Here is a 19,688-nt window from a genome sequence, read left to right as displayed (position 1 = left end):
CTTCTTCATCAAAGGTTCATGTAAAAGTTCACAGCGGGGCGTACCTCGGTGATGGCCAGGGTCAGGTCTTCTGGCGCCAACAGCGTGGCCGGCTCAACGCACGCAGGGCACCTCGCGCTTCTGGGTGGCAGGGAACTCTGTCCAGACTTACGACACTGGAGCGCCAGATACGCTTCCAGTGAATACAGCCGGCAGTTCCAGGGTCAAGGTCGTGCCCTCATCCTCGGCGCTGACCACCCCCAGGGTGCCCTGCATGGCCTGAGGGGCGGCCCTGGCGTCTGCGCTGCTGTCTCCAGGTCGACAGCGGGTACGGTGGCTGTGCAGGCGGTGATGCAGGGCTTCGTGGGCTTGCGCCTTTGATCACCATGCCGCCCGCCTTCGCGGTGATCCTGGTGGAGTTCAACCCCACGGGCACGCTCGTGCTCTCGCAGGTGGTGCTTTCCTTCAGGATTCCCTTCGCGCTGGTGCCGCTGCTGGTCTTCACCGCCTGCTGAGACAGCATGGGCACCCTGGCCAACACCCGGACGGTCACGGTGGCGGAGGCCGCTTCCCCCGTCACCTGCTGACACTCCATACCCCCCGCTGTTCGAGAGGTGGTCCCCTCCACCGCAACATCCCGGCTGGTAGGCTCGGCGCTGTGAGAAGCCGTTCTCAATTCCCGATCAAGGAGGGGTATGGCTGAAGTCATTCCAGCCGCACTGGTTCAAGGCTTTGGGGTAAGTGCCGCGCACCTGATCGGCGTAAGTGCGCTGAACGCCTTCGTGTTGCGCCAGGCCCTGCACCGCCACCACCCGCTCGTCGCGGGAACGGCGGGTGTCCTGGCCGACGCGCTGTTTATCACCCTCGGCACGACTGGCATCGGGGCATTGCTCACCGGGCTCCCTGCGCTGGCGCTGCTCGCGGCCTGGGGCGGGGCCGCGTTCCTGTTCTGGCATGGCTGGAAGGCCTTTTGTGCCGCCCGGCACCCGAAGGTCATCGACGCCCGGGCCACGCCGCAGGCCGCGGGTCCCGCCCGCCAGGTGGCGGTCACTGCCCTGGGCCTGACCCTGCTCAACCCGCACCCATACCTGGACAGCGTGGTGCTGTTCGGGGCCGTCGCCGCGCCCTTCTCGCCCGGCGGCCGGACGCTCTTCGCCTTGGGCGCCATCGCGGCGTCCTGCGCCTGGTACGCGCTGCTGGCCCTGGGCGGTGAACGCCTCGCGCCGCTGTTCCGTTCTCCCCACGCGTGGCGGGGGCTGGACGTGCTGGTCGGGTCGCTGATGTGGGCGTTCGCCCTGTCCCTGGTGTGGCGCGCCCTGCACGGTGAGGGAGGGGAACATCTGTGAAGGCCGTGGCCCCTCCTCGTCCACCACGCACCTGCGGGAACGTCCAGCAAAAAGGTGACGTAACGTACAGGCATGGACACTCCAGGAGTGTGGACCCGTGTGCGGGCCTTTACCTGTGGCGAGCGCGACGCCGAGACGCTGTACGCCTACCGGCGGGCCGGCGCGCAGGTCCACCCGCTGCTCGACGCCGCCGCTTCGACCTCACCGTCAGCGGAGAGCGCCCCTTCGCAGTGAAGCGCCACGTCGGCCTCGAACTCGCCTGCGCCTGGAACGCCTTCGCCCTGCAAACCCTGGGAGACAAGATGCTGGAGGCCGATGATGCCGCCGATCCGGACACGGTGGGCTTCGTGCCGCCCGTGACCTTCGACCAGGTGAACGCCTATTACACCGAAGTGGGGCGCTGGCTGGGCCACGCGAGCCAGGCGGGACACGACCCGGACTTCGCCCTGCCCGCCGGGACGTTGCCCGCCCGGCTTCCTGATTGGTCGCCGGTGGAACCCTGTCCCAGGCCCCACCTCGACGCGATGATCGCGGCCCTGGACGCTATGCGGGTCCACGCCGAGGCCGCCATGCACGCCCTGGGGAAGGCCACCCCCGAGGCCGATGCGGCCAGGCTGACCCGGTTGCGCGGACAGTTCGAGGGGGCGCTGTCGAAAGCGAATGACGTCGCGGGGATGTACCGGCCTGGGGCCTCCCTGGTCCTGCACGAGCAACGAGCAGATCGAGGCGCACGCGAAACAGGCCAGCGAGGGGCTGTACCGGGTCGGGCAGCTCATCAGCTATCCCGCGCTGCTGACCGAGGGTGGGCGCGCCGCCCCCAGGGTGCTCAGGGCTCCTTTCTCCGCACGCCCCTGCCCGGCGAGCTGGGCTGCGATCCCTGGGTGATGACCGACCCGAACAGCGTGGCCTTTCTGCGGCAGGACCCCAACGCCCGGCGCGTGATCGACGAGATGTGGGCGCTTGATCCCGACCCGGCGGTGAGCGTGGCGTTGTGAGACGAGATTCGCCAGGCTGTGGAGACGGGCGGCGCGGTGATGGCGAAGAACGGGCAGGGTCGGCCCCTGGGCTTCTACTTCTGCACCCCGTACTGCGCGATCTACGGGGCAAAGCGGCCCCTGGTGCTCGGGGACACGCCCGTGCGGAAGGGCCAGCGCTTCACTTTGGAGCGTGCGGCGGAGGGGGTACGCCTCGGCTACCCCTTCAGGCGGGAGATCGTGGTGGGCACCTTCCAGACCGGGGCGGCCATCGACTACTGCGATCCCGACCAGCCCCCGCCACATGAAGATTGAGACGGGAGTTGGGCGAGAAGGGTGTATGGACGCTTGGAAACTGAATTTCGCCCAGCCGGGCGTGGCCAGGCTGTCGCGTTCCCCCCTGGGCGCCAGTCCTGTTTTACGCGGGCTGAACAGCGGACTCTTCACCTGGCGACAAGGTGAGAGGCGCAGGAGAAGCTGAAGACCTTGCATACCGCCCTGCACAGAAGGAGGTTCGGATGTCCGATCAGAAGAAGCCAGATGAGCCGCGGCTGGGGGAGATCGTCCTCATGAACGTGCCGCACACGACACCCGGGGCGGCAGACAACGAGACGCCGACGGGACGCAAGGTGAGGCTGCTGCGGGCAGTCGAGCCGGACGACGACGTTGCCGAGCGTAACTGGACAGAAGGTCCAGCCCCGAGCGCCGAGACCAACACCTGGGGCAGCCAGAGACCAGAGGCCGGAGGAAACCAGATGCCGCGCAGATGGTCTCAGCGGAGAGAGGCGCGGTCTGGAGCTGGCAACAGGAACAGGAGGCCTGAGTGTTCAGGGGGTACCCGCCACGCCCTCCAGGAGCCCCTCGACCACGTCCCGGGCCACCTCCGCCGCCACCCGAGCCGCCGTGAGACTGGAGGCTTCAGGTCCGTCGGGGTTTGCCAGCAGGCTGGCGTGGTAGGTAGCAGTGGCACGCATCACGACGCCTGTCTCGTCCTCGCCCCAGCGCTGGCTCAGTTCCTCCAGAAACCAGAAAATGGCGGGGGAGTGGATTGAGGGTCAGAACAAGCCTGTTCTTGATGTTGGTCATCCACAAGTCATCGCGGACTGGCGCAAGTTCACGCGGGTCATCGGGAGATGTCCCTGGTGGATCCATTGTCCGGCGCGCTCACCCACCGCTGTGGTGGTTCTGTCCCCGTACCGTCCGCGGGCGGCTTGATCGCGTTCACCATGAACTGCAGGGTGGCCGCACACCACATGACGAGACAGGTTGTCGCTTCAGGTGTCAGTAAGGCGCCCAGGCTGGCATCAGATCTGGCTGCCGAGCACGTTCAGGGTCAGCGCGAGGATTGCGACGTTGAACCAGAACGCGGTCATACCTTGCCACAAGGCCACCTTGCGAATGACGGGGCTGGAGATGTCGACGTCCGAGACTTGAAAGGTCATGCCGATAACAAAGGCGAAATAGGCGAAGTCAAGGGCGGAGGGTGCCTTCGATCCGGGGAACTCCAGGCCACCGTCCGGCCCCGCCTCCGCATCCCAATCGCTGTAGTAGAGATGCGCGTAGCGCAGCGTGTAGGTGGTGTGTGTCAGGAACCAGCCGCTCAGCACGGCGATCACGGATACGGCGATGGCCAGCAGGGGCGCGCCCGGCTCCAGGCGTTTGGCGTGTTCGATCACGATGGCCGAGGCGACGAGACTCACGAGGCTGGAGCCGAGAACAACCGCATTCACGGCGGCGCGCCCGGGGTCTTCGGCAGCGGCGGCATACCGGGTGCGCTCAGGCGACGAACGCAGGATGAACCTCCAGGTCAAGGCCAGCAGGGTGATCGCCCCGGCATCCCAGCCAGCGACGATCCGCACCAACACGGACGAGGGGACCGGGAGGACGAGGGCCGCCGTGATTCCGGCGGCACTGGCGACGAGCAGACGTGACCAGGACCGCTGCCACTGGTCCTGAGCCTGTTGGAGGGAGGCAGGCTCATGCATGGCCCGCGCTCCCCGGCATCAAGCCGTGGAAGGGGCACAGGAGCAGACGGTCTCGCTCCGCGCGACGGGGCTGAACCCCCATAGCCCACTTGCCGTCGGGACGCCACCCGCGGGTCATCGATCCCACCTTCACCGGCCTTCCAGAGTTCAGCAGATTGAGCCAGGCGCTCAGCCCGGTAGGCTTCAGGAAGGTGGGCCTGCCACTTTTGGGACGCATGTTCACGGCGCGCAGCCTGCCTGGCGTCAGGTCGGGGGCGTTCCCGCGCAGCGGCCCCCGCCCTGGGAGCACCAGCAGGCCCAGGGCCAGCCCCGCCACACCGAGCATCATGCACCGTCCCCTTCCCGGAGATCGTCCGGCCGCGTCTTCCGCTGCACTTCCGCCAGGTAGGGGTCGAAGGGTTCCTCCGTCACGGGCGGGGCCGCCTCATCCGCGGGGTGCCGGCGGTGCAGGAAACGCCCCAGCACCGCGCCCCCGACAGCCAGCGCGGCGAGGGGCGCGCCCCACAGCAGCAGGTTGCTGCCCTCCTTCGGCGGGTCGAGCAGCACGAAGTTCCCGTACCGCGCGGCGAAGTAGGCGTAGATCTCACGGTCACCGCGTCCCGCCGCCACCTGCTGCCGCACTTCCCGCAGCATCTGCACGCTCAGGTCATTGGTGCTTTCGGTGATGGGCAGGCCAGTGCAGATGGGGCAGCGGAGGTTGTTGCCCAGTCGCTCGGTCCGGGCCTCCTGCTCGGGCGTCAGGGCCAGGGCGGCCGACAGCAGGAGGCCACAGAACACGGGAAGCAGCCGGTGCTTCACAGTCCCGCCACCCCGATCTTCTGCAGCCCCACGTTCAGCCGCTCGCGGGTCAGCCCACCGCGGTCCACATACTGGATCACGCCCTGGCGGTCGATGAAGAACGTCTCGGGGATCCCGCCCACACCGTAATTGATGGCCGTCCTGGAGCTGGGATCACGGAGGCTGGGGTAGGCGAGGGCAAACTCGCGAATGAACGCGCGGGCGTTCTGCTCCTGCGTCTCCTGAAAGAGGATGCCGACCACCGCCAGGCCCGTTCCTCCTGCCTGCCGTTCGCTGAGTTCACGGAAGAGGGGCGCTTCCTGGCGGCAGGGCACACACCACGACGCCCAGAAGTTCAGCACCACCGGACGGCCCCGGAGGGACGCCAGGCTCACCCGCGCCCCGTCCAGACTGGACAGGGTGAAGTCGGGCGCCGGTTTCCCGACGAGCGGGCCGCCGGTGGTGGCGCTCCGATTGGGGCTCAGCAGCGCCATCCCCAGCACGGCGACGACCCCGGCCGCCAGAAGAGGAGGGAGGAGACGCCGCCACAGGGGAACAGGCGGGACCACACGAAGTTGAGGCGAGGATTTCGTCACAGGTACGTCCAATCTGGCGCAGAGGGAAAGGGCACGCCATCCGTCCCGGAGACCGTCCGCAGGGCCGTCGGCCCTTCTCTGGAGCCGCACGCCCGCTTCATTTGCGGAACGGGCCGGAGGGTGCCGGGGAAGTGGGTTGGGGACGGTCAGCTTCAGGCGGCGAGCGCCGCAGGGTGAGGAGCAACCCCACCACGCCGACAAGCACGAGCACGTCGGGAAGGTGAGCGCCAGCGAGGCGCGTGCCCCCCGGCCAGCGCACCAGGGGGGCCAGCGGGTGAGCGGTCAGGAGGACCCCGGCAGCTCTGTCCAGCAGCCTGCCCAGGGTATCCCCAAACACACCTGCCACCAGCCAGGACAGCGCCCAGCCCAGGCCCCACGACAGCCAGCGGCTGAACAGGACGGCCACGAGCGCCAGGCCAGCAGCCACCCGAAGCGCAGCGGGCCACGGCAACAGGGGCGAGTTCGGACCGCCGATCCGTGTCCAGGCGGCCCAGAGGGTCAGGCCTGCGGCCAGGAACAGCAGGATGGCCAGCAGGGCCAGGGAAGGTCTCCTCCTGCTGCCAGGGAAGTGGGGCGGCCGCACGGCTGGCGGCGGCTGGCGGACGTGGACAGGGGGCGTATTGAGGAAGGGCTGGTTGCCCCACGCCCCTCCAGGAGGGGCCGGGGAGGGCTGGTCGGTCAGGGCGTTGTCTGGCGGTCTGGCCGCTGCGGAGTCAGCCGGATCTCGCGCTGCCGCGTTTGCCGGGACGGTCCGCCGGGCGATGGGGTCGGGCTGGGCCCGGTCCAGGCCGTCTTGTCTGGCCGCTTCAGGGAGCAGGCACCCCGGGGCGGGCAGAACCTCGGGGAAGGGGCGGGCGGCATAGCCGAGCAGCAGCAGGTTATTTTCCAGGACGGACCGTGACGTTCGCGTTTCGTCCAGTTCCAACCGGAGGTGCTGCGCCCGGGCGTCCGCCTCGATCTTGCGCGCACCCGGCAGTTTGGCCACCATACGAACCACGTCCTGAACGCGGCTTTCACAGTCCATTCGGGGAACGTGATAGTCGAGGGGTGTCGTGGAGGAGGCCACGCCCCAAGCATATCTGAGTATTTGGTCATATGTGTAGAGGACATTGAACCCGGGAGAGGTGCGCAGGTTCTGCGAGTCCCCGTGTTCCCGCCTGATCCCAGTCAACGGGTGCGGGCGACAACAGTCAGGAGGGCGGACCGCGGGGTTACCTCGGCCAGACACCACACAGACGGCGTGGACAGTGCCAGCCGGCGCAGCTTGTGCTGTCCTGAGCCGCTGGAAGCGAGGCGGGGAACTGCGCCATAACGGGCTGCGCGCGCCATGCCCAGGGTTCCCGTGGTCCTGCGCGATCCCGGTCCCCTTACTTCGGGAGGCGGGAGACATTCCGCATCCACCATTCCTCAGGGACGGCGCGACTGTGGTTGGCCCACACGTCCTCGAAGCTGGCGCGCTGCTCGGTCACCGCCTGGGGGTCCGTGGTCGCCAGCATCGCCTCGTTCAGGCCGAGCGGTCCCCAGGAGGAAAAGTGCAGGTTCATGCTCCCCGCCACCACCATTCGGTCATCCACCGTCATGGCCTTGGTATGCAGGTTGAAGGTGACATAGCGCGGCTCGAAGCGGTCCTCCAGGCCGCGCCGCCGTGCCTCCAGCCGCAACAGGGCCACGCCGCTGCGGTTCGCGGCCCGGTCGGTGCCGTAATCGACCATCAGGGCGCGAACCTTCACGCCGCGCTCCATCGCCTCCAGAAGGGCGCGGAAGTACGCGGGCCACTCGCCCACCGGGCAATCGTCGGGGTTCAGGTAGGCGTACCAGCACTTCAGGCTGGGGCTGACCTGTGCCTGCATCAGGTCCAGGCTCCGGCGCGCCGCACCGAACAGCGCCAGCAGTGTCCGGTCCGCCTGATCGAACCCCGGGCGGCGATACAGCAGGAAGGCGCGCGCTTCCCCGGTCGGCGTCAGCACGCGGGCCGCGTCCGGATGGCTGGGCGGATCGGGCGGACCCAGGGTGCAGCGCCGCGCAACTTCCGGTGCCGGTGTGCCCTCCGGGCAGCGCACCTGCTGGGCGTTGCGCCACAGGTCGTCGAACACCGCCACGCCGTCCTGTGCTGCCGGTCCGCGCATCCGCAGGCCCAGATCATGCAGGCTCTTCCCGCCCGGCTCCGTGTCCGGCAGGTGCCAGCCGGTGTAGTTGTACCCGGCGACCGTCACGTCCTGACCGTCGATCACGTGCAGCTTCACGTGACTGTGCGGAAAGTAGCGGTAGTTCGCCACCCCGAGTCGCCACCCCGCAGCCGGGTCGTTCAGAGGAACGCCCAGTTGCGTGAGGTCCCGCACGAGTTCCAGCGGCTGCGTCGCCCCATCCGGGCGCTTGAAGTCCGGAAAGCCGCCCAGTGCCACCCGCACCGTCATGCCCTGCGGGTAGGCCGCGGGATTGGCCCGCACTTTCAGGTACAGGTCCCGCACCGCCTGCGCGAAGGTCCACCCGGGGTTCCCCTCGCCCGCGTGCCACTCCATGCTGGCCAGCAGCACCTCCGCCCGTGCCCCCCGGATCTGGTCCGCCGTCACGCCGAAGGCATCCGGTTGTGTGGCGGTACGCGGCGTTCGCAGGAAGCCCACGAATGCGTTCCCGCACGAGCGGTCAGGCCGTCCCCCCTCGGCCGTGACGCGCCACAGTGCGAGTTCCAGCGGGTCTGTCGGCCTGGCGCAGGACAGGCCGGAAGGATTGAGGCTGGCGGTCGGGGGCACGCCGCCCAGCCCGATCGGAACTTCGGAGGCCCCCGCCAGCCCCCCCAAGGTCAGCAGGAGCGCCAGAAGCCAGCGCGGGGCGAAGGAAAGACCGCTCACCACCCGGAAGATACGCTGGTGCTTCATATATGAACAAGTGTTCAACAGTCAGAGATCAAGGGTTGGATCGATCCCGCCCGCACCTGACAATGTGAGAAGGGGCTTTTTTTCCGAACGCAATGGGCCCAAGCTCCACCGCAAGGAGGTTCAGATGCCGGGACGTGTTCACGGGTGGTGCTCCCGCCTGGGGGCTTTCCCGGATGGGAGCGTCGTGAGGCGAGGTTTCTCGCTGCTGCTGTGTGTGTTCGTCCCGGCGACCACGACGGTCCTCGGCGGCTTCCTGGCCACACTCCGCCCCCATCCGGGGAATGCTGGCGCTGCGCTTTTCAGCACTTCGCGGTGCTCGCCCGTAACCGGCTGCCCGAGATCAAGCAGGAACACCAGCCGCTGGGTGTCCTGCTGGGTTTGGCCCTGACCGTCCTGCTCGGCAGCCTGTCCGGCTTCGCGCCGGAGGTGGGCCTGTCCTTTGCCGGAGTAGCCCTGCTGCACCTGGAGCCGAGGAGTTGCCCACCGAGGCGCACCAGATGACCGGAAGGCGGCTGCTGACTGCGCCCTTTTCCCCGGGCTTCCTGGCCATCTTCCTGATCGCGCTGCTGCGTCCCCGGGAGCCGGGGCGTGGCGCTCTCGTTCCTCGCCTCAAACGACGCGAAGTTCGTGCCGGCTGCGGCCCCCGTCTGGACGGCAGCCGCCTGAACCGGCTGCGAAGCCGGAGGTTGACGACCAGGACACACGCCGCTGAACGTGCACACGGGGCATTCCTGCCAGCTTCGAATGCCTGTGAGACGGGCGCCCCGTTTTGCAGAACCTCCTGTTGCCACTGGCGAAATCGCCGGGCACCACTCCAAAAATTAGCTGCATGACTGCTCATTCATCCAAGCTTGAGCAAACCTTGGTACCTTACCGCTCGTTCATGCGTAATCACCTACTCACCGCGCTGACGCTCCTGCTGTTCAGCCTCGCTGCCGCCAAGACCGTCACCGTGCAGCCGGGGGATACCCTCACCCGCCTCGCGGTGCGGTACGGCACAACGCCGCAGGCCCTCCTCCAGGCCAATCCTGGAGTGAACCCCGCGAAGCTACGTGCAGGTGCGGCCCTGCGCCTGCCCGCCGTGCCAGCCCGGACCTGGACGGTCCGCCGGGGAGACACCCTGTCCCTGATTGCGCAGCGCAGCGGCACCACCCTGGGGGCCCTCTTGGGCGCCAACCCTAGGCTGAATCCACAGGTGCCCCTCCAGGTCGGGCAGCGCCTCGCTTTACCTGCTCCCGCCACGGCCCGCACCGCCACCACGGCCGTTGTTCGCACGGCCTCCATCCGCGTGAACGCCGCGCTCCCGGTCCAGGGCCGCGTCACCACGCCCTACCAGGCGGCTCACCCCGGCCTGGACCTCGCCGCCCCGACCGGCACGCCCATTCGCGCCGCCCTCCCCGGCACCGTCGTGGAGTCCCGCTTTGACGGCCAGACCGGGTGGGGCTGGACCATCGTGCTCGACCACGGCGACGGCATGAGCACCCGGTACAGCCACAACAGCGCCAACCTGGTCCAGGTGGGTGCGCAGGTCAAGGCCGGTGAGGTGATCGCCCGGGTCGGCAGCACCGGCAACAGCACCGGGGCCCACGTCGACTACCGCCTGTACCGGCAGGGTCAGGCGGTCAATCCCTTCAGCGTGCAGTGAAGCCAGGCGGCGGAGTCCAGCCTCCGTTGATGGGATCCCCAGGACACTTCCCCGAGAGTTGGCGTCAGGGCGGCCGTCCAGTCTGCCTGCTGGGGAGACCGGCCCGGCCCGCAGGCCACGTCTCGCTGAGGCCGAGGTGGAGTGGGGTCACCTCGCGCCGCGTCTGCGCCCCGGTCGCGGCACCGCGGGTTTGAAGAGCATCACGAGCAGGAGCGCGACCAACAGCAGTTCCAGAGCGGTGGTGATCAGGCCGAACGCGTCCCACGCCTCGACCTCACCGGCCTCCGGACCGAACCAGGGAATCCCCACCGTCCGCGTGACGAAGTACATCGCCGAGTTCCCCAGCACCCCTCCCCAGGAGTAAGGCACTTCCAGCCTGCTGGAACCCACCCGAGGGTGAGGATCACTCTGGGCAGCCCGCGCCTCGAGGGAGCGCAGGAGCAGGAAGCCGCCCCACACGAACTGTGCCGCGGTGGCCACCAGGAAGAACTGGCCGTACCCGAACCCTTCCGTGAAGTGTGCGCCGGTCACCCCACCGTGCAGGACTGCCGCCAGCATGGAAAGGGCGGCAGCATAGGGAATACGGCTGTCGGTGAAGGGCAGCTTCTGCTCGGTCAAGACGATTTCCCTTTCCGCCCCACCCAGGGGGGGCCAGCCCCACCTTTTCAACATTGTGGGTCCCGGGGTCGATGGGCCTCTCCCCGGCCCCAGGGCGCCGGGGCTATCCAGAGCAGGTGGCCGGGGAGATTAGAGCAGCCCTTGCAGCGACCGCAACAGTTCGTCCTCATCCAGGCGGCCCCGGCGCACGTCCCGCATGAACCCGTCCCGGTCGATAAAGACCGTGGTCGGGATGGGCAGGGCGTGATACCGCCGCGCGATCGCCTGCCCCGGATCGAGCCCGGTCCAGGTGCTGAAGGTGAACTCCGCGTCATACCGCCGAAGTTCGTCCAAGGTGGCCTGTTCGTGCAGGCTGACGACCACCAGGCCGTGGGTCACGTACTCGAGCTGGTAGTGGCGCAGCAGGCGGTCGTTCTCCCGGCAGACAGCGCAGCCCACGTCGCCGAATTGCACGATGACCGCCTCGCCCCGCAACGCGGCCAGGCTCACCTGCTCACCGCCCAGGTCAGTGAAGGTGAAGTTCGGGGCAGGACGCCGCGCGGCACCCGTCCCCCGCGTAGGCTGGCAGGGGCGTGGCGAGGCTGACCAGGGCAAGCAGAACGAGCACACGCTTCATGGGATCCTCCGAAGAGCAGCGGGTTCCCTCAGCATAGCCAGTTCCACCCGTGGTGGCGGGGCCTTCCCACCGGCGGGCCAGGAACAGCCAGGTCTCGGGGGCTTGGCCAGTTCCCAGGCAGCCCGTCCCCCCCTGCGCCTCGGGCAAGTGCTTTGCCTGCCGCCCAGGAACTTCAGGGCTGGGGGGCCATCACGTACGCCATCCCGCCCGCGTGGTTCAGCCACAACCGCTCGAAGGTGCTGCGGGGATAGGTGCGCTTCACGCTGGCATCGCTCGGCGCGGCCGGGTCGTTGACCACCGGATTGCCCTGCGCGTCGAACCCGGTGAGGACCATCAGGTGCCCGTCTGACCAGGAGAGCGGTGCGCCGGGCAACTCGCCCGCCCTGAACCGCACGCTGACGGCCAGCGGGAGGCCCTGACGGAGGTAGGCTTCCGCGTCCCGCAAGCTGCCCAGCCGCGTGACGAAGGCCTGCAGACCCTGCGTGCCCGCGTACGCCGTGTTGAAGGGCCAGTTGCCGAAGCCGCCATACACCGCATCCAAGGTGCCCTTCGCGGCGTCGGGGACACGCACCGGTTTCTTCCAGAAGCCCAGAAGCATACTGACACTGGTCGGGCTGCACCATACCGGCCCACCATCCGGGTAGGTCATCTGCGAGAGCCCCGGGACCTTCAGCACCCGGTTCCAGGCGGCCACCTGTCCCGCCGCGCCCTGATCGCGGAAGCGCAGGGCAGTGTCCGACGTGTTGAAGGACAGCAGCCGCACCTGCGCGCCTGCCCCCACTGTCACCCGGTCCTGAAAGGCGTCCGCATGAAAGGGCAGCGTCAGGGTGTCGGTGTTCACCGTGCCGTCCGCCGTGCGCGTGACCCGGAGGCTCGCCCGTGGCCCGCTCGCCCGCCACTCACCGAAGCTGAAGTACCGGGTCCAGCGGCCATCCGGGCGGCGCACCCGGACCTCGACCGTGACGGGGCTGGTGGCTGACCCGGTGACGTTCCAGCTCGGGATCAGCTCGTTGAAGGGCGGCACGGCCACGACCGCGCTTTCCAGACGGCCCTCCTGAAGCGGCGGGAGAGCCTGCCAGGTGGCCTGGACGCTGGTCTGCGCCTGCGCGGCCCGGATGGCGGGCGCGGGCGTGCCGAAGCTGGTCTGCTGCGCGTAGGGGGCAGCGGCCGCCACGCTCACGAGCAGCAGGCCAGGCAGGAAGATCCAGAAGGGCTTCACGGCCAGAGGCTACCGGGCAGGTGGCTCCATTGGGTGAACGTGGCGCCCTTCAGGAGGTCCTGTTCACCGTCGTCCTGCAACTTGCCCCAGGTTCAACGGTGCAGGCCGCGATGTACACCTGAACTGGAAGACGCACTGGGGCGAGGCCCACCAGACCCCGACACGCCTAGGCTGGCATCAAGCTGCTTACGGGGACCCTGGATGGATACCTGGCGCAAGTCAACTTCAGGGACGACCTCCTGGGTCGCCTGGTCGGGGTCCTCCTGGAAGGAGATGGCCTCCTTGGAGCGGACGAGGCGATCAAGGAGGTTCTTATGCCCCGGTATGGGCTTCTTCCGCTCTCCCAGGGGAACAACGACGTCGCCACGTCCCTCCTCTGCGCTTTCCTGGCCCTGCGCACGCGCTGACCGGCTGCCTCATCCTGAGCGTCACGCCCGGACGTCTGACCCGGGAAATGGGGCTTACACTGCTCAGGTGCGCCGCCTGGCCGTTCCCGTGCTCGTTGTTCTGGCGGGCTTCGTCGCCCTGTCCGCTCCCGCGGTCCCGGCCCTCCTCCGGTACGCCGCGCTGCCACGCCAGGCGGAGGGGCCAGTTACGGTGCTGCTCGCTGGCGTCACGCCCCGGTACCAGGAAAACGCCGCGGTCTGGCCGTGGCCGGTGGCCCCGGAGGACTTTACCTTCCTGACGGACACCCTGATCCTCGCGCAGCTCTGGCCTAACGGCACGGCGAACCTGCTGAGCATCCCACGGGACACCTGGGTCAACCTTCCGGGCCAGGGCTGGGGCAAGATCAACGGGGCCAACGTGAAAGGTGGGCCCAACCTGCTGGTCCGGGCCGTGCAGGAATTGACTGGAGTGCCGGTGGACGCCTACGCCCTGCTGTCGTTGAATGCCGTGCGGGCCCTCACCGACGCGGCCGGTGGCGTGACGCTGGATGTGCCCAAGCGCATGAAGTACGACGACAACGCGGGTAAGCTGCACATCGACCTCCAGCCCGGGCGGCAACATCTGAACGGGCAGCAGGCCGAGGGCTTCCTGCGGTTCCGGAAGGACAACCTGGGCGACATCGGGCGGGTCCAGCGGCAGCAGCTCTACCTGACGGCACTGTTGAGCCGGGTCAAGAACCCGCTGAACGGGTGGCGGCTGCCGGCCATGCTGGGGGCCCTAGACCAGAACACGAAGACGAACCTGACCCGGGCGCAGGTGGGCGCGCTGCTGGGCACGGCGCTGAGCGGCCTGAAGGTGAACACGCAGACCCTCCCGGGGACCTTTGGGGAGGGCGGCACCTGGGTGGCCGACCATCCCGCACTGCACGCCCTGGTCGAGGCGCGTTTCCGGGACCCTGGAGACCCGCGCACGCTGACCGTCGCGGTCGTGAATGTCGGGGCGCCTGACGGCAGCGCGCGCCGCCTCCAGACCAAGCTGGAAGCCCTGGGCTACCAGAAGGTGGTGATCTCCAGTGGCCCGCGCGCCGATGGCCCGACCACCATTACGGGAAAGGCGGCAGCGGCGGTGCTGCGGGACGTGGGCTACGGGCGGGTCACGCCGGAGGAAGGCCTCCCTGGCGCGGACGTGACGGTGCGCCTGGGGAACGACGTGGAGGAACAGTGAACGCGCTGCGGCGGGGATGATCCCGTTCCACTGACTGACGCTTCGAGTGGGACCCGGAAGGGGTGAAGGGAACCGGCCTTTTCCCCTGTTGCCCCGGGTCTTCCCCGAGCCGCCCCGGAGCCGCAGGGTGCCCCTGTCCGCGGTGCGCTTGCCCAGGCTGGCTATACTCCGCACCCGCGGCGTCAGGGAGTTTCCAGGGCGGTGAGCCTGCCTCCGCCGAGCCGGAGGCCCACCAGGATGAAGAGGCTGAGCAGGACCGGCCACTCCCCGAACCGGACATAGGGCGTGAGGCCGGATGTCACGCCAAAGGACGCGGGCAGGGTCGCGGCGACCGCCCGGGGCAGGCGGGCCATGACGCGCCCGGAAGGGGCGATCACCGCCGTCACGCCATCGTTGCCCGCCCGCAGCACCCAGCGGCGCGTCTCAATGGCCCGCATGCGGCCCATCTGGAAGTGCTGCTCGGCCCCCACGGACGGCCCGAACCAGGCGTCATTCGAGACCACGGCCAGAACCCGGGCACCGCGCCGCACCAGCGCGCGGGCAAGGGCCGGAAACGTCGACTCGTAGCAGATCAGGACGCCGACAGGGATCCCGTTCAGGGGCAGCGGAGCCAGGGTCCGGCCGGGCACCGCGCCGCTCAGCGCGGGCAGTCCCAGCCAGCGGAAGAGAACCCGGTACGTCCCATCCAGAACGGTCCGACCCGGAAAATACTCCCCGAACGGCACCAGCCGGACCTTGTCCTGCCTGCCCTGGACCTGACCCGCCTCAAACGCGTACACACTGTTGCGGTAGCCGCCCTGCCAGGTCGGGGCCCCAATCAGGAGCGGCACTTTGAGGGCCGTGAGGGCGCCCGCCACCTCGGGAACGGTGGGGGCGGCGGGCGCGGCGGTTTCCGGCCACACCACGAGCCTGACCGGACCGGCCTCCAGGCCCATACGGGTCAGCTCCAGGTAGCGCCGCAGCTCGTCGGCCGTACGCCCCTGGGTCTTGGCGCGCGGGTCCACGTTGCCCTGGACCAGCAAGGCCCGCGCGGTTCCCGGCGGATCGGGGGGCCGGGTCAGCCCGTAGGTGACGCCCAGGACGAGCAGGAGGACGCCGCCCAGCCGGGCGCGCGGCCGCCCGTCGGCCAGCGCCGCCGCGGTGAGCGCGACCACCAGCCCCACCAGGGCCATGCCGCCCAGGTCCGCGAGCTGCACGAGCGGGGTCAGCGCGAAGGCGTAGCCCAGGCTGCCCCAGGTGAACCCGAACGGCCCCAGGCTCCGGGCGGCGTCCAGCAGCACCCAGGCGAACGGCAGGGCCCAGAGCGTGGCGGGGCCCATCACGTGCCGGGTCAGCGCGGCAGCTGCGGCCCAGCCCAGCGCGAGCAACGCGACCAGTCCCACGTACAGCCCAGCCATACCGGAGCCAAACAACGGGGCCAGACTCGCAGGGAGCCACAGCAGCAACGCGGTGAAGAAGCCCACGGCAAAGGCGAAGGTCAGCGGGAACGCGCGGCCCGGCGGCCGGTCGGCCACCCGGCGAAACAGCAGCGCCAGGGGCAGCGGCGCGAGGACGCCCAGCGGCGACGGCGGAAAGGTGAAGGCGAGGCCTCCCCCCGCCAGGAGGCACAACAGCAGGTCGGCACGCGGGAGGAACACCGACAACCGCATCAGAGGACGAGGACCCCCCGGTGTTTGGCGGCGCTGTCCGGCTCGACGTGGATGGTGACCTCACTTCCCGGCACTTCCTGCTCAATGACCGCTTCCAGGCGGTCACAGATCGCGTGGGCCTGCCCCACCGTGTAGTGCTCCGGCACCACCAGATGGAAGTCGATGAAGGTCAGGCGACCCGCGTGACGGGTGCGCAGGTCATGGGCCTCCAGGGCACCCTCGGCATGCTCGGCCACCAGGCGGCGGACCAGTGCTTGTGTCTCCGGTGGAGCGGCCTCATCGAGCAGGCTCTGCATGGACGACCGAACCAGCCGTCCGCCGACCCACAGGATGTTCAGCGCCACCAGGATCGCCATGATCGGGTCGAGAATGGTCCAGCCGGTCAGGGCCACCAGGCCCAGGGCGACCAGCACGCCCCCACTGGTCACGACGTCCGTCATCAGGTGCTGGCCGTCGGCGACCAGGGCCGGGGAGCGCAGGTGCCGTCCGGTGCGGATCAGATAGGTGCCATACCCGGCGTTCAACAGGGTCGCGCCCAGGGAGACGAGCAGGCCCAGTCCCAGCGCTTCCAGCGGCTTCGGAGCCTGGAGGTCCTGATAGGCGCTGTAAATGATGCTGATGGCCGCCAAAACGATCAGCACACCTTCCAGAACGGCAGAGAAATATTCGGCCTTGGCGTGGCCGTAGGGGTGTTCGGCGTCAGCAGGCTTGCGGGCGATGGACAGGGCGAAGAGGGCTGCGCCAGCGGCCACGACGTTGATGATGCTCTCCAGGGCGTCGGAGTACAGGGCCACACTGCCGGTGAGCAGGTACGCGCCCGCCTTCAGCGCGAGAATCAGAATACCGAGCAGCAGGCTGTACTGGGCCAGGCGGATGGTGCGGTCCAAGGGAGACCTCCAGGGGAGTCAGCGAGAAGAGGAACCTCTATGGGACTAGGGGCGGCCACTCAGGGTAATCAGGGTGGTCTGGCCCTCCAGGGTGGCAAGGTAGTGCAGCATGCGGCCCTGCCGGTCAAGAAAGGCCGCGTAGTTCCCCGGCGCAATGGGGTCATCGGTCAGGGGGCGGTATCCGGCCTGCCGCAGGGGGTCCAGCAGCGCTTTGGGTTGCCAGCCGGGCAGGCGGTACTGCTCGACGCGGCTTTCCCCCTGGCGGACCTCCTGGCGGTAACTGCGGCTCGCCGGACATTCCGGTTGCAGGCCGTTGGGGAGGGGCACCAGGCCGTTCCAGAGTGTGCCCGGTTGCTCGATGCAGTAGAGGGCACTTTGCCAGCGGCGTTCGGCGGCCAACCACCACACGCCCAGGGCCAGAAGTGCGGCGACCGCCACCGCCGTCAGGGCTCCTTTCATTCGTTCGCGTGGTCGATCGCGTTGCCGATCAGGCTGGTAATGTGCTGGTCGAGCAGGCGGTAGTACACGACGCGGCCTTCCTTCCGGAAGGACACCAGACGGTGGGCGCGCAGCAGGCGGAGCTGATGGCTGACTGCACTCTCGCTGATGCCCGCCACCGCCGCCAGGTCGCATACACACAGCTCCTCGATATTCAGGGCACTGAGAATCCGCAACCGGGTGGGATCGGCCACCATCTTGAGGAGGCTGGTGGCGGCCTCCACGCAGGCTGCGTCCGGCAGGGCGGCGCGGACGCGGGCGACCGCCTCGGGGTGGACGCAGGGGACGTCACAGACGTCATCTTGAGAAGCCGTTCTCATCACCTGAGGGTAGCGCGGAAGGAGGCCTGCGAACGTCACCGCATCACCTCCCGCACGTCCGCCACCACCCGGTTCACGTTCGTGAGCTGGGTGTAGTCCCACACCACCCGCCGCCGCCCTTCCCGGTCGATCAGGTAGACGCCGGTCGTGTGGTTGACCTGGTAGTCCGTCGGGCTCTTCACGTCCGCCTTCTGGTATCCCACGCCCCAGGCCGCCGCCGTGTCGGCCAGGCTCGGCTCCGGGATGAACACGCCTTTGGCCCTGGGACTGAAAAAGGTCACGTACTGGCGCAGCTTCGTCACATCATCGCGCGCCGGATCGAGCGTGACCAGCACAGTGCGGAAGTTCTCGCGGTCCTGGGGCGGCAGCGCCTGGCGAACCCGTTCGAGGGACGCCAGGGTCGTCGGGCAGACGTTCGGGCAGTGCAGGAAGCCAAAGAACACCGCCACCGTTTTTCCACGCAGGTCGCTCAGGGAAAACGCCTTGCCGTTCTCCCCGGTTCCGGTCAGGGCGGGCGCGGCGGTCACGGGAGTGTAGACCGTGCCGTAAAAAGGAAAGGGGCTTTTCAGGCGTGCATAAGCCCAGACGCCGCTCAGCAGGAGCGTGACGGCCAGGAATGCCCACAAGGCGGAGCGCCAGACAGGGCGCGGGGGGACAGTCTTCATGGACAAAGTTCTCCTGTCAAAAGGGTGGGGAGGAGCGGACCAACTGCAGGGCGCGACATGCGCGTCAGAGACAACCTGGCTCCGGCCATCACTGGCCCCGCGTAAGGAACAGGGCTGCGGCGGCGGCCAGCATCACGCCCGCACCGGTCCAGCCCAGCCATTTCAACCAGCCTTTCACGGTGAATTCCCCCATCACCCGGCGGTTGGAGGTCATCAGCATGATCAGGATCATGACGGGCGCGGCACTGACGCCATTGATGATGGCCGCGTAATAGAGCGCCTTGATCGGGTCAATGTGCAGGAGGTCCAGGGTCAGGCCCAGCAGGGTGGCGACCGCGATGATGCCGTAAAACCCCCTGGCCTGATAGGGCTTGCGCTCCAACCCCACCGGCCACTTCAGGGCCTCTCCCAGCGCGTAGCCAGCGGAGCCGGCCAGCACCGGCAGCGCGAGCAGGCCCGTTCCGATGATGCCCGCGGCGAACAGCGCGAAGGCGAAGGGGCCAGCCACCGGCCTCAGGGCCTCCGCTGCCTGCGCTGCCGTCTGAATGGACGTTTTGCCCTGAGCGTTCAGAACCACAGCTGCGGTCAGAATAATGAAGAAGGCCACGAGGTTGGAGAAGGCCATGCCCACAAAGGTGTCCGTCCGAATGCGGCGGAACTGGACCGGGGCCTGCTGGGGGGCCTGCCGCAGGGGTTCTTCCCGCGGGCGGGTGTCCATTTCCGACACCTCCTCGGAGGCCTGCCAGAAGAAGAGGTAGGGACTGATGGTGGTGCCCAGCACCGCCACCACAGCCTGAATCGAGGAGGCCTGCCAAGTGAAGTGGGGCAGCACCGTCGACTTGAGGGCCAGGCCCCAGGGCACACGGACCACAAAGACCGTGGCCACATACGCAAACAGGGAGACCGTGAGCCATTTCAGAATGCGGGTGTAGCGGGTATACGGCACAAAGACCTGGAGCAGGACCGACGCCGCCGCGAACAGGGCGGCGTACAGGAGGGCCGGGCCGCCCACCAGCAGCCGGAGCGCCTCGCCCATCGCGCCAATATCGGCCCCCAGATTGATGATGTTGGCGACGACCAGGAGGGCCGTGAGACCCCACAGCCATCCCGGTGGGTAATGGCGGCGCAGGTTTCCGGCGACGCCGTGGCCGGTCACGCGCCCCAGTCGGGCGCTGATCTCCTGAATGGTCGCCATCAGCGGGTAGGAGAAGAGCATGGACCACAGCAGGCCGTACCCGAACTGGGCCCCCACCTGGGAATAGGTGGCAATCCCGCTGGGGTCGTCGTCGGAAGCCCCCGTGATCAGGCCCGGTCCCAGGCTTTGCAGGAGACCTGTCTTGGTTTCCCGGCCTTCCAGATCGGCAGCGGGTTCAGACATGTGACGGTTCACCCATCGTGTTCGTCATCCTTTCGGGTGTGGGGTCTCA

The 19,688-nt window shown here is 68.5% G+C and carries 23 protein-coding genes; 8 read left to right on the top strand and 15 right to left on the bottom strand.

The genetic code is table 11. The features are described from left to right. Positions 1 to 356: 356 nt before the first annotated feature. The 5 genes from DEIPH_RS20020 (at position 357) to DEIPH_RS20725 (ending at position 2,614) form a co-directional block, all read left to right on the top strand. Positions 357 to 494 (top strand): hypothetical protein, encoded by a 138-nt coding sequence (locus tag DEIPH_RS20020; RefSeq protein ID WP_198296466.1) that lies wholly within the window; start codon positions 357 to 359, stop codon positions 492 to 494. Between the two features lie 180 nt (positions 495 to 674). Beyond that, the gene (locus DEIPH_RS17800; RefSeq protein WP_034360858.1) at positions 675 to 1,325 is read left to right on the top strand and encodes a LysE/ArgO family amino acid transporter; all 651 of its coding nucleotides are present in this window, start codon (positions 675 to 677) and stop codon (positions 1,323 to 1,325) included. 72 nt (positions 1,326 to 1,397) lie between these two features. After that, the gene (locus tag DEIPH_RS20735) at positions 1,398 to 1,559 is read left to right on the top strand and encodes a hypothetical protein (RefSeq protein ID WP_232472386.1); all 162 of its coding nucleotides are present in this window, start codon (positions 1,398 to 1,400) and stop codon (positions 1,557 to 1,559) included. Further along, positions 1,556 to 2,320 carry a hypothetical protein gene (locus DEIPH_RS20730; RefSeq protein WP_232472387.1) on the top strand — a complete coding sequence of 255 codons (765 nt, stop codon included), beginning with the start codon at positions 1,556 to 1,558 and terminating at the stop codon, positions 2,318 to 2,320. Before DEIPH_RS20735 ends, DEIPH_RS20730 begins: the two co-directional genes overlap by 4 nt. A gap of 39 nt (positions 2,321 to 2,359) precedes the next feature. Continuing rightward, a complete protein-coding gene (locus DEIPH_RS20725) occupies positions 2,360 to 2,614 on the top strand; it encodes a hypothetical protein (protein ID WP_232472388.1) in 255 nt (84 codons plus the stop codon). A 512-nt stretch (positions 2,615 to 3,126) separates the two neighbouring features. Here DEIPH_RS20725 and DEIPH_RS20720 read toward each other — a convergent pair. The 6 genes from DEIPH_RS20720 to DEIPH_RS17765 all read right to left on the bottom strand — a co-directional run bounded on the left by DEIPH_RS20720 (position 3,127) and on the right by DEIPH_RS17765 (position 8,533). Beyond that, a complete protein-coding gene (locus tag DEIPH_RS20720) occupies positions 3,127 to 3,273 on the bottom strand; it encodes a hypothetical protein (RefSeq protein WP_232472389.1) in 147 nt (48 codons plus the stop codon). Positions 3,274 to 3,603: 330 nt separating this feature from the next. Then, positions 3,604 to 4,284 carry a DUF1345 domain-containing protein gene (locus tag DEIPH_RS17790; RefSeq protein ID WP_034360855.1) on the bottom strand — a complete coding sequence of 227 codons (681 nt, stop codon included), beginning with the start codon at positions 4,282 to 4,284 and terminating at the stop codon, positions 3,604 to 3,606. Between the two features lie 324 nt (positions 4,285 to 4,608). Further along, positions 4,609 to 5,082 (bottom strand): cytochrome c-type biogenesis protein, encoded by a 474-nt coding sequence (locus tag DEIPH_RS17780; RefSeq protein WP_034360851.1) that lies wholly within the window; start codon positions 5,080 to 5,082, stop codon positions 4,609 to 4,611. Then, a complete protein-coding gene (locus DEIPH_RS17775; RefSeq protein WP_152545025.1) occupies positions 5,079 to 5,555 on the bottom strand; it encodes a TlpA family protein disulfide reductase in 477 nt (158 codons plus the stop codon). Before DEIPH_RS17775 ends, DEIPH_RS17780 begins: the two co-directional genes overlap by 4 nt. A gap of 199 nt (positions 5,556 to 5,754) precedes the next feature. Beyond that, positions 5,755 to 6,723 carry a heavy-metal-associated domain-containing protein gene (locus tag DEIPH_RS17770; RefSeq protein WP_152545024.1) on the bottom strand — a complete coding sequence of 323 codons (969 nt, stop codon included), beginning with the start codon at positions 6,721 to 6,723 and terminating at the stop codon, positions 5,755 to 5,757. 301 nt (positions 6,724 to 7,024) lie between these two features. Next, the gene (locus DEIPH_RS17765; protein WP_034360846.1) at positions 7,025 to 8,533 is read right to left on the bottom strand and encodes a phospholipase D-like domain-containing protein; all 1,509 of its coding nucleotides are present in this window, start codon (positions 8,531 to 8,533) and stop codon (positions 7,025 to 7,027) included. Positions 8,534 to 8,845: 312 nt separating this feature from the next. On the opposite strand from DEIPH_RS17765, the gene DEIPH_RS17760 reads away from it, so the two are divergent. Both DEIPH_RS17760 and DEIPH_RS17755 read left to right on the top strand, forming a co-directional pair. Then, the gene (locus DEIPH_RS17760; protein WP_034360843.1) at positions 8,846 to 9,034 is read left to right on the top strand and encodes a hypothetical protein; all 189 of its coding nucleotides are present in this window, start codon (positions 8,846 to 8,848) and stop codon (positions 9,032 to 9,034) included. A 382-nt stretch (positions 9,035 to 9,416) separates the two neighbouring features. Beyond that, positions 9,417 to 10,178 carry a LysM peptidoglycan-binding domain-containing M23 family metallopeptidase gene (locus DEIPH_RS17755; RefSeq protein ID WP_034360842.1) on the top strand — a complete coding sequence of 254 codons (762 nt, stop codon included), beginning with the start codon at positions 9,417 to 9,419 and terminating at the stop codon, positions 10,176 to 10,178. A gap of 147 nt (positions 10,179 to 10,325) precedes the next feature. Here DEIPH_RS17755 and DEIPH_RS17750 read toward each other — a convergent pair whose 3' ends face one another. The 3 genes from DEIPH_RS17750 to DEIPH_RS17740 form a co-directional block, all read right to left on the bottom strand. Further along, positions 10,326 to 10,796, bottom strand: coding sequence for a hypothetical protein (locus tag DEIPH_RS17750; protein WP_034360840.1), 471 nt, complete (start codon positions 10,794 to 10,796; stop codon positions 10,326 to 10,328). Positions 10,797 to 10,925: 129 nt separating this feature from the next. Beyond that, positions 10,926 to 11,285: a TlpA family protein disulfide reductase gene (locus DEIPH_RS17745; RefSeq protein WP_034360838.1), complete on the bottom strand. Its 360-nt coding sequence runs from the start codon at positions 11,283 to 11,285 to the stop codon at positions 10,926 to 10,928. Between the two features lie 299 nt (positions 11,286 to 11,584). Next, entirely contained in the window at positions 11,585 to 12,631 is a 1,047-nt protein-coding gene (locus DEIPH_RS17740; RefSeq protein WP_235183290.1) for a peptidase C39 family protein, read from the bottom strand. 474 nt (positions 12,632 to 13,105) lie between these two features. On the opposite strand from DEIPH_RS17740, the gene DEIPH_RS17735 reads away from it, so the two are divergent. After that, positions 13,106 to 14,242, top strand: coding sequence for an LCP family protein (locus DEIPH_RS17735; protein ID WP_034360834.1), 1,137 nt, complete (start codon positions 13,106 to 13,108; stop codon positions 14,240 to 14,242). Positions 14,243 to 14,424: 182 nt separating this feature from the next. Here the strand turns inward: DEIPH_RS17735 and lnt are convergent, their stop codons facing one another. The 6 genes from lnt to DEIPH_RS17705 form a co-directional block, all read right to left on the bottom strand. After that, the gene (gene lnt, locus DEIPH_RS17730; RefSeq protein ID WP_051517510.1) at positions 14,425 to 15,879 is read right to left on the bottom strand and encodes an apolipoprotein N-acyltransferase; all 1,455 of its coding nucleotides are present in this window, start codon (positions 15,877 to 15,879) and stop codon (positions 14,425 to 14,427) included. 11 nt (positions 15,880 to 15,890) lie between these two features. Then, positions 15,891 to 16,778 (bottom strand): cation diffusion facilitator family transporter, encoded by an 888-nt coding sequence (locus DEIPH_RS17725; protein ID WP_051517509.1) that lies wholly within the window; start codon positions 16,776 to 16,778, stop codon positions 15,891 to 15,893. Between the two features lie 45 nt (positions 16,779 to 16,823). Beyond that, entirely contained in the window at positions 16,824 to 17,237 is a 414-nt protein-coding gene (locus tag DEIPH_RS17720) for a hypothetical protein (RefSeq protein WP_034360832.1), read from the bottom strand. Then, positions 17,234 to 17,596 carry an ArsR/SmtB family transcription factor gene (locus DEIPH_RS17715; protein WP_034361088.1) on the bottom strand — a complete coding sequence of 121 codons (363 nt, stop codon included), beginning with the start codon at positions 17,594 to 17,596 and terminating at the stop codon, positions 17,234 to 17,236. Before DEIPH_RS17715 ends, DEIPH_RS17720 begins: the two co-directional genes overlap by 4 nt. A 35-nt stretch (positions 17,597 to 17,631) precedes the next feature. Continuing rightward, positions 17,632 to 18,261 carry an SCO family protein gene (locus tag DEIPH_RS17710; RefSeq protein ID WP_034360830.1) on the bottom strand — a complete coding sequence of 210 codons (630 nt, stop codon included), beginning with the start codon at positions 18,259 to 18,261 and terminating at the stop codon, positions 17,632 to 17,634. Between the two features lie 88 nt (positions 18,262 to 18,349). Continuing rightward, on the bottom strand, positions 18,350 to 19,639 hold the full coding sequence (locus DEIPH_RS17705; protein WP_051517508.1) for an NRAMP family divalent metal transporter: 1,290 nt from the start codon (positions 19,637 to 19,639) through the stop codon (positions 18,350 to 18,352). Positions 19,640 to 19,688 lie beyond the last annotated feature (49 nt).

Source organism: Deinococcus phoenicis, assembly GCF_000599865.1.
Taxonomy (GTDB): Bacteria; Deinococcota; Deinococci; order Deinococcales; family Deinococcaceae; genus Deinococcus; species Deinococcus phoenicis.
The sequence above is the reverse complement of the archived record's forward strand: the minus strand, read 5'-3'. Positions and strand labels throughout refer to the sequence as shown.

Coding starts and splice junctions, on each gene's coding strand:
- DEIPH_RS17765 (WP_034360846.1), bottom strand. CDS start 8,533: ATGAAGCACCAGCGTATCTTCCGGGTGGTGAGCGGTCTTTCCTTCGCC.
- DEIPH_RS20720 (WP_232472389.1), bottom strand. CDS start 3,273: ATGCGTGCCACTGCTACCTACCACGCCAGCCTGCTGGCAAACCCCGAC.
- DEIPH_RS17755 (WP_034360842.1), top strand. CDS start 9,417: ATGCGTAATCACCTACTCACCGCGCTGACGCTCCTGCTGTTCAGCCTC.
- DEIPH_RS20725 (WP_232472388.1), top strand. CDS start 2,360: ATGGCGAAGAACGGGCAGGGTCGGCCCCTGGGCTTCTACTTCTGCACC.
- DEIPH_RS17800 (WP_034360858.1), top strand. CDS start 675: ATGGCTGAAGTCATTCCAGCCGCACTGGTTCAAGGCTTTGGGGTAAGT.
- DEIPH_RS17715 (WP_034361088.1), bottom strand. CDS start 17,596: ATGAGAACGGCTTCTCAAGATGACGTCTGTGACGTCCCCTGCGTCCAC.
- DEIPH_RS17775 (WP_152545025.1), bottom strand. CDS start 5,555: ATGGCGCTGCTGAGCCCCAATCGGAGCGCCACCACCGGCGGCCCGCTC.
- DEIPH_RS17710 (WP_034360830.1), bottom strand. CDS start 18,261: ATGAAGACTGTCCCCCCGCGCCCTGTCTGGCGCTCCGCCTTGTGGGCA.
- DEIPH_RS17705 (WP_051517508.1), bottom strand. CDS start 19,639: ATGTCTGAACCCGCTGCCGATCTGGAAGGCCGGGAAACCAAGACAGGT.
- DEIPH_RS17720 (WP_034360832.1), bottom strand. CDS start 17,237: ATGAAAGGAGCCCTGACGGCGGTGGCGGTCGCCGCACTTCTGGCCCTG.
- DEIPH_RS17790 (WP_034360855.1), bottom strand. CDS start 4,284: ATGCATGAGCCTGCCTCCCTCCAACAGGCTCAGGACCAGTGGCAGCGG.
- DEIPH_RS20735 (WP_232472386.1), top strand. CDS start 1,398: ATGGACACTCCAGGAGTGTGGACCCGTGTGCGGGCCTTTACCTGTGGC.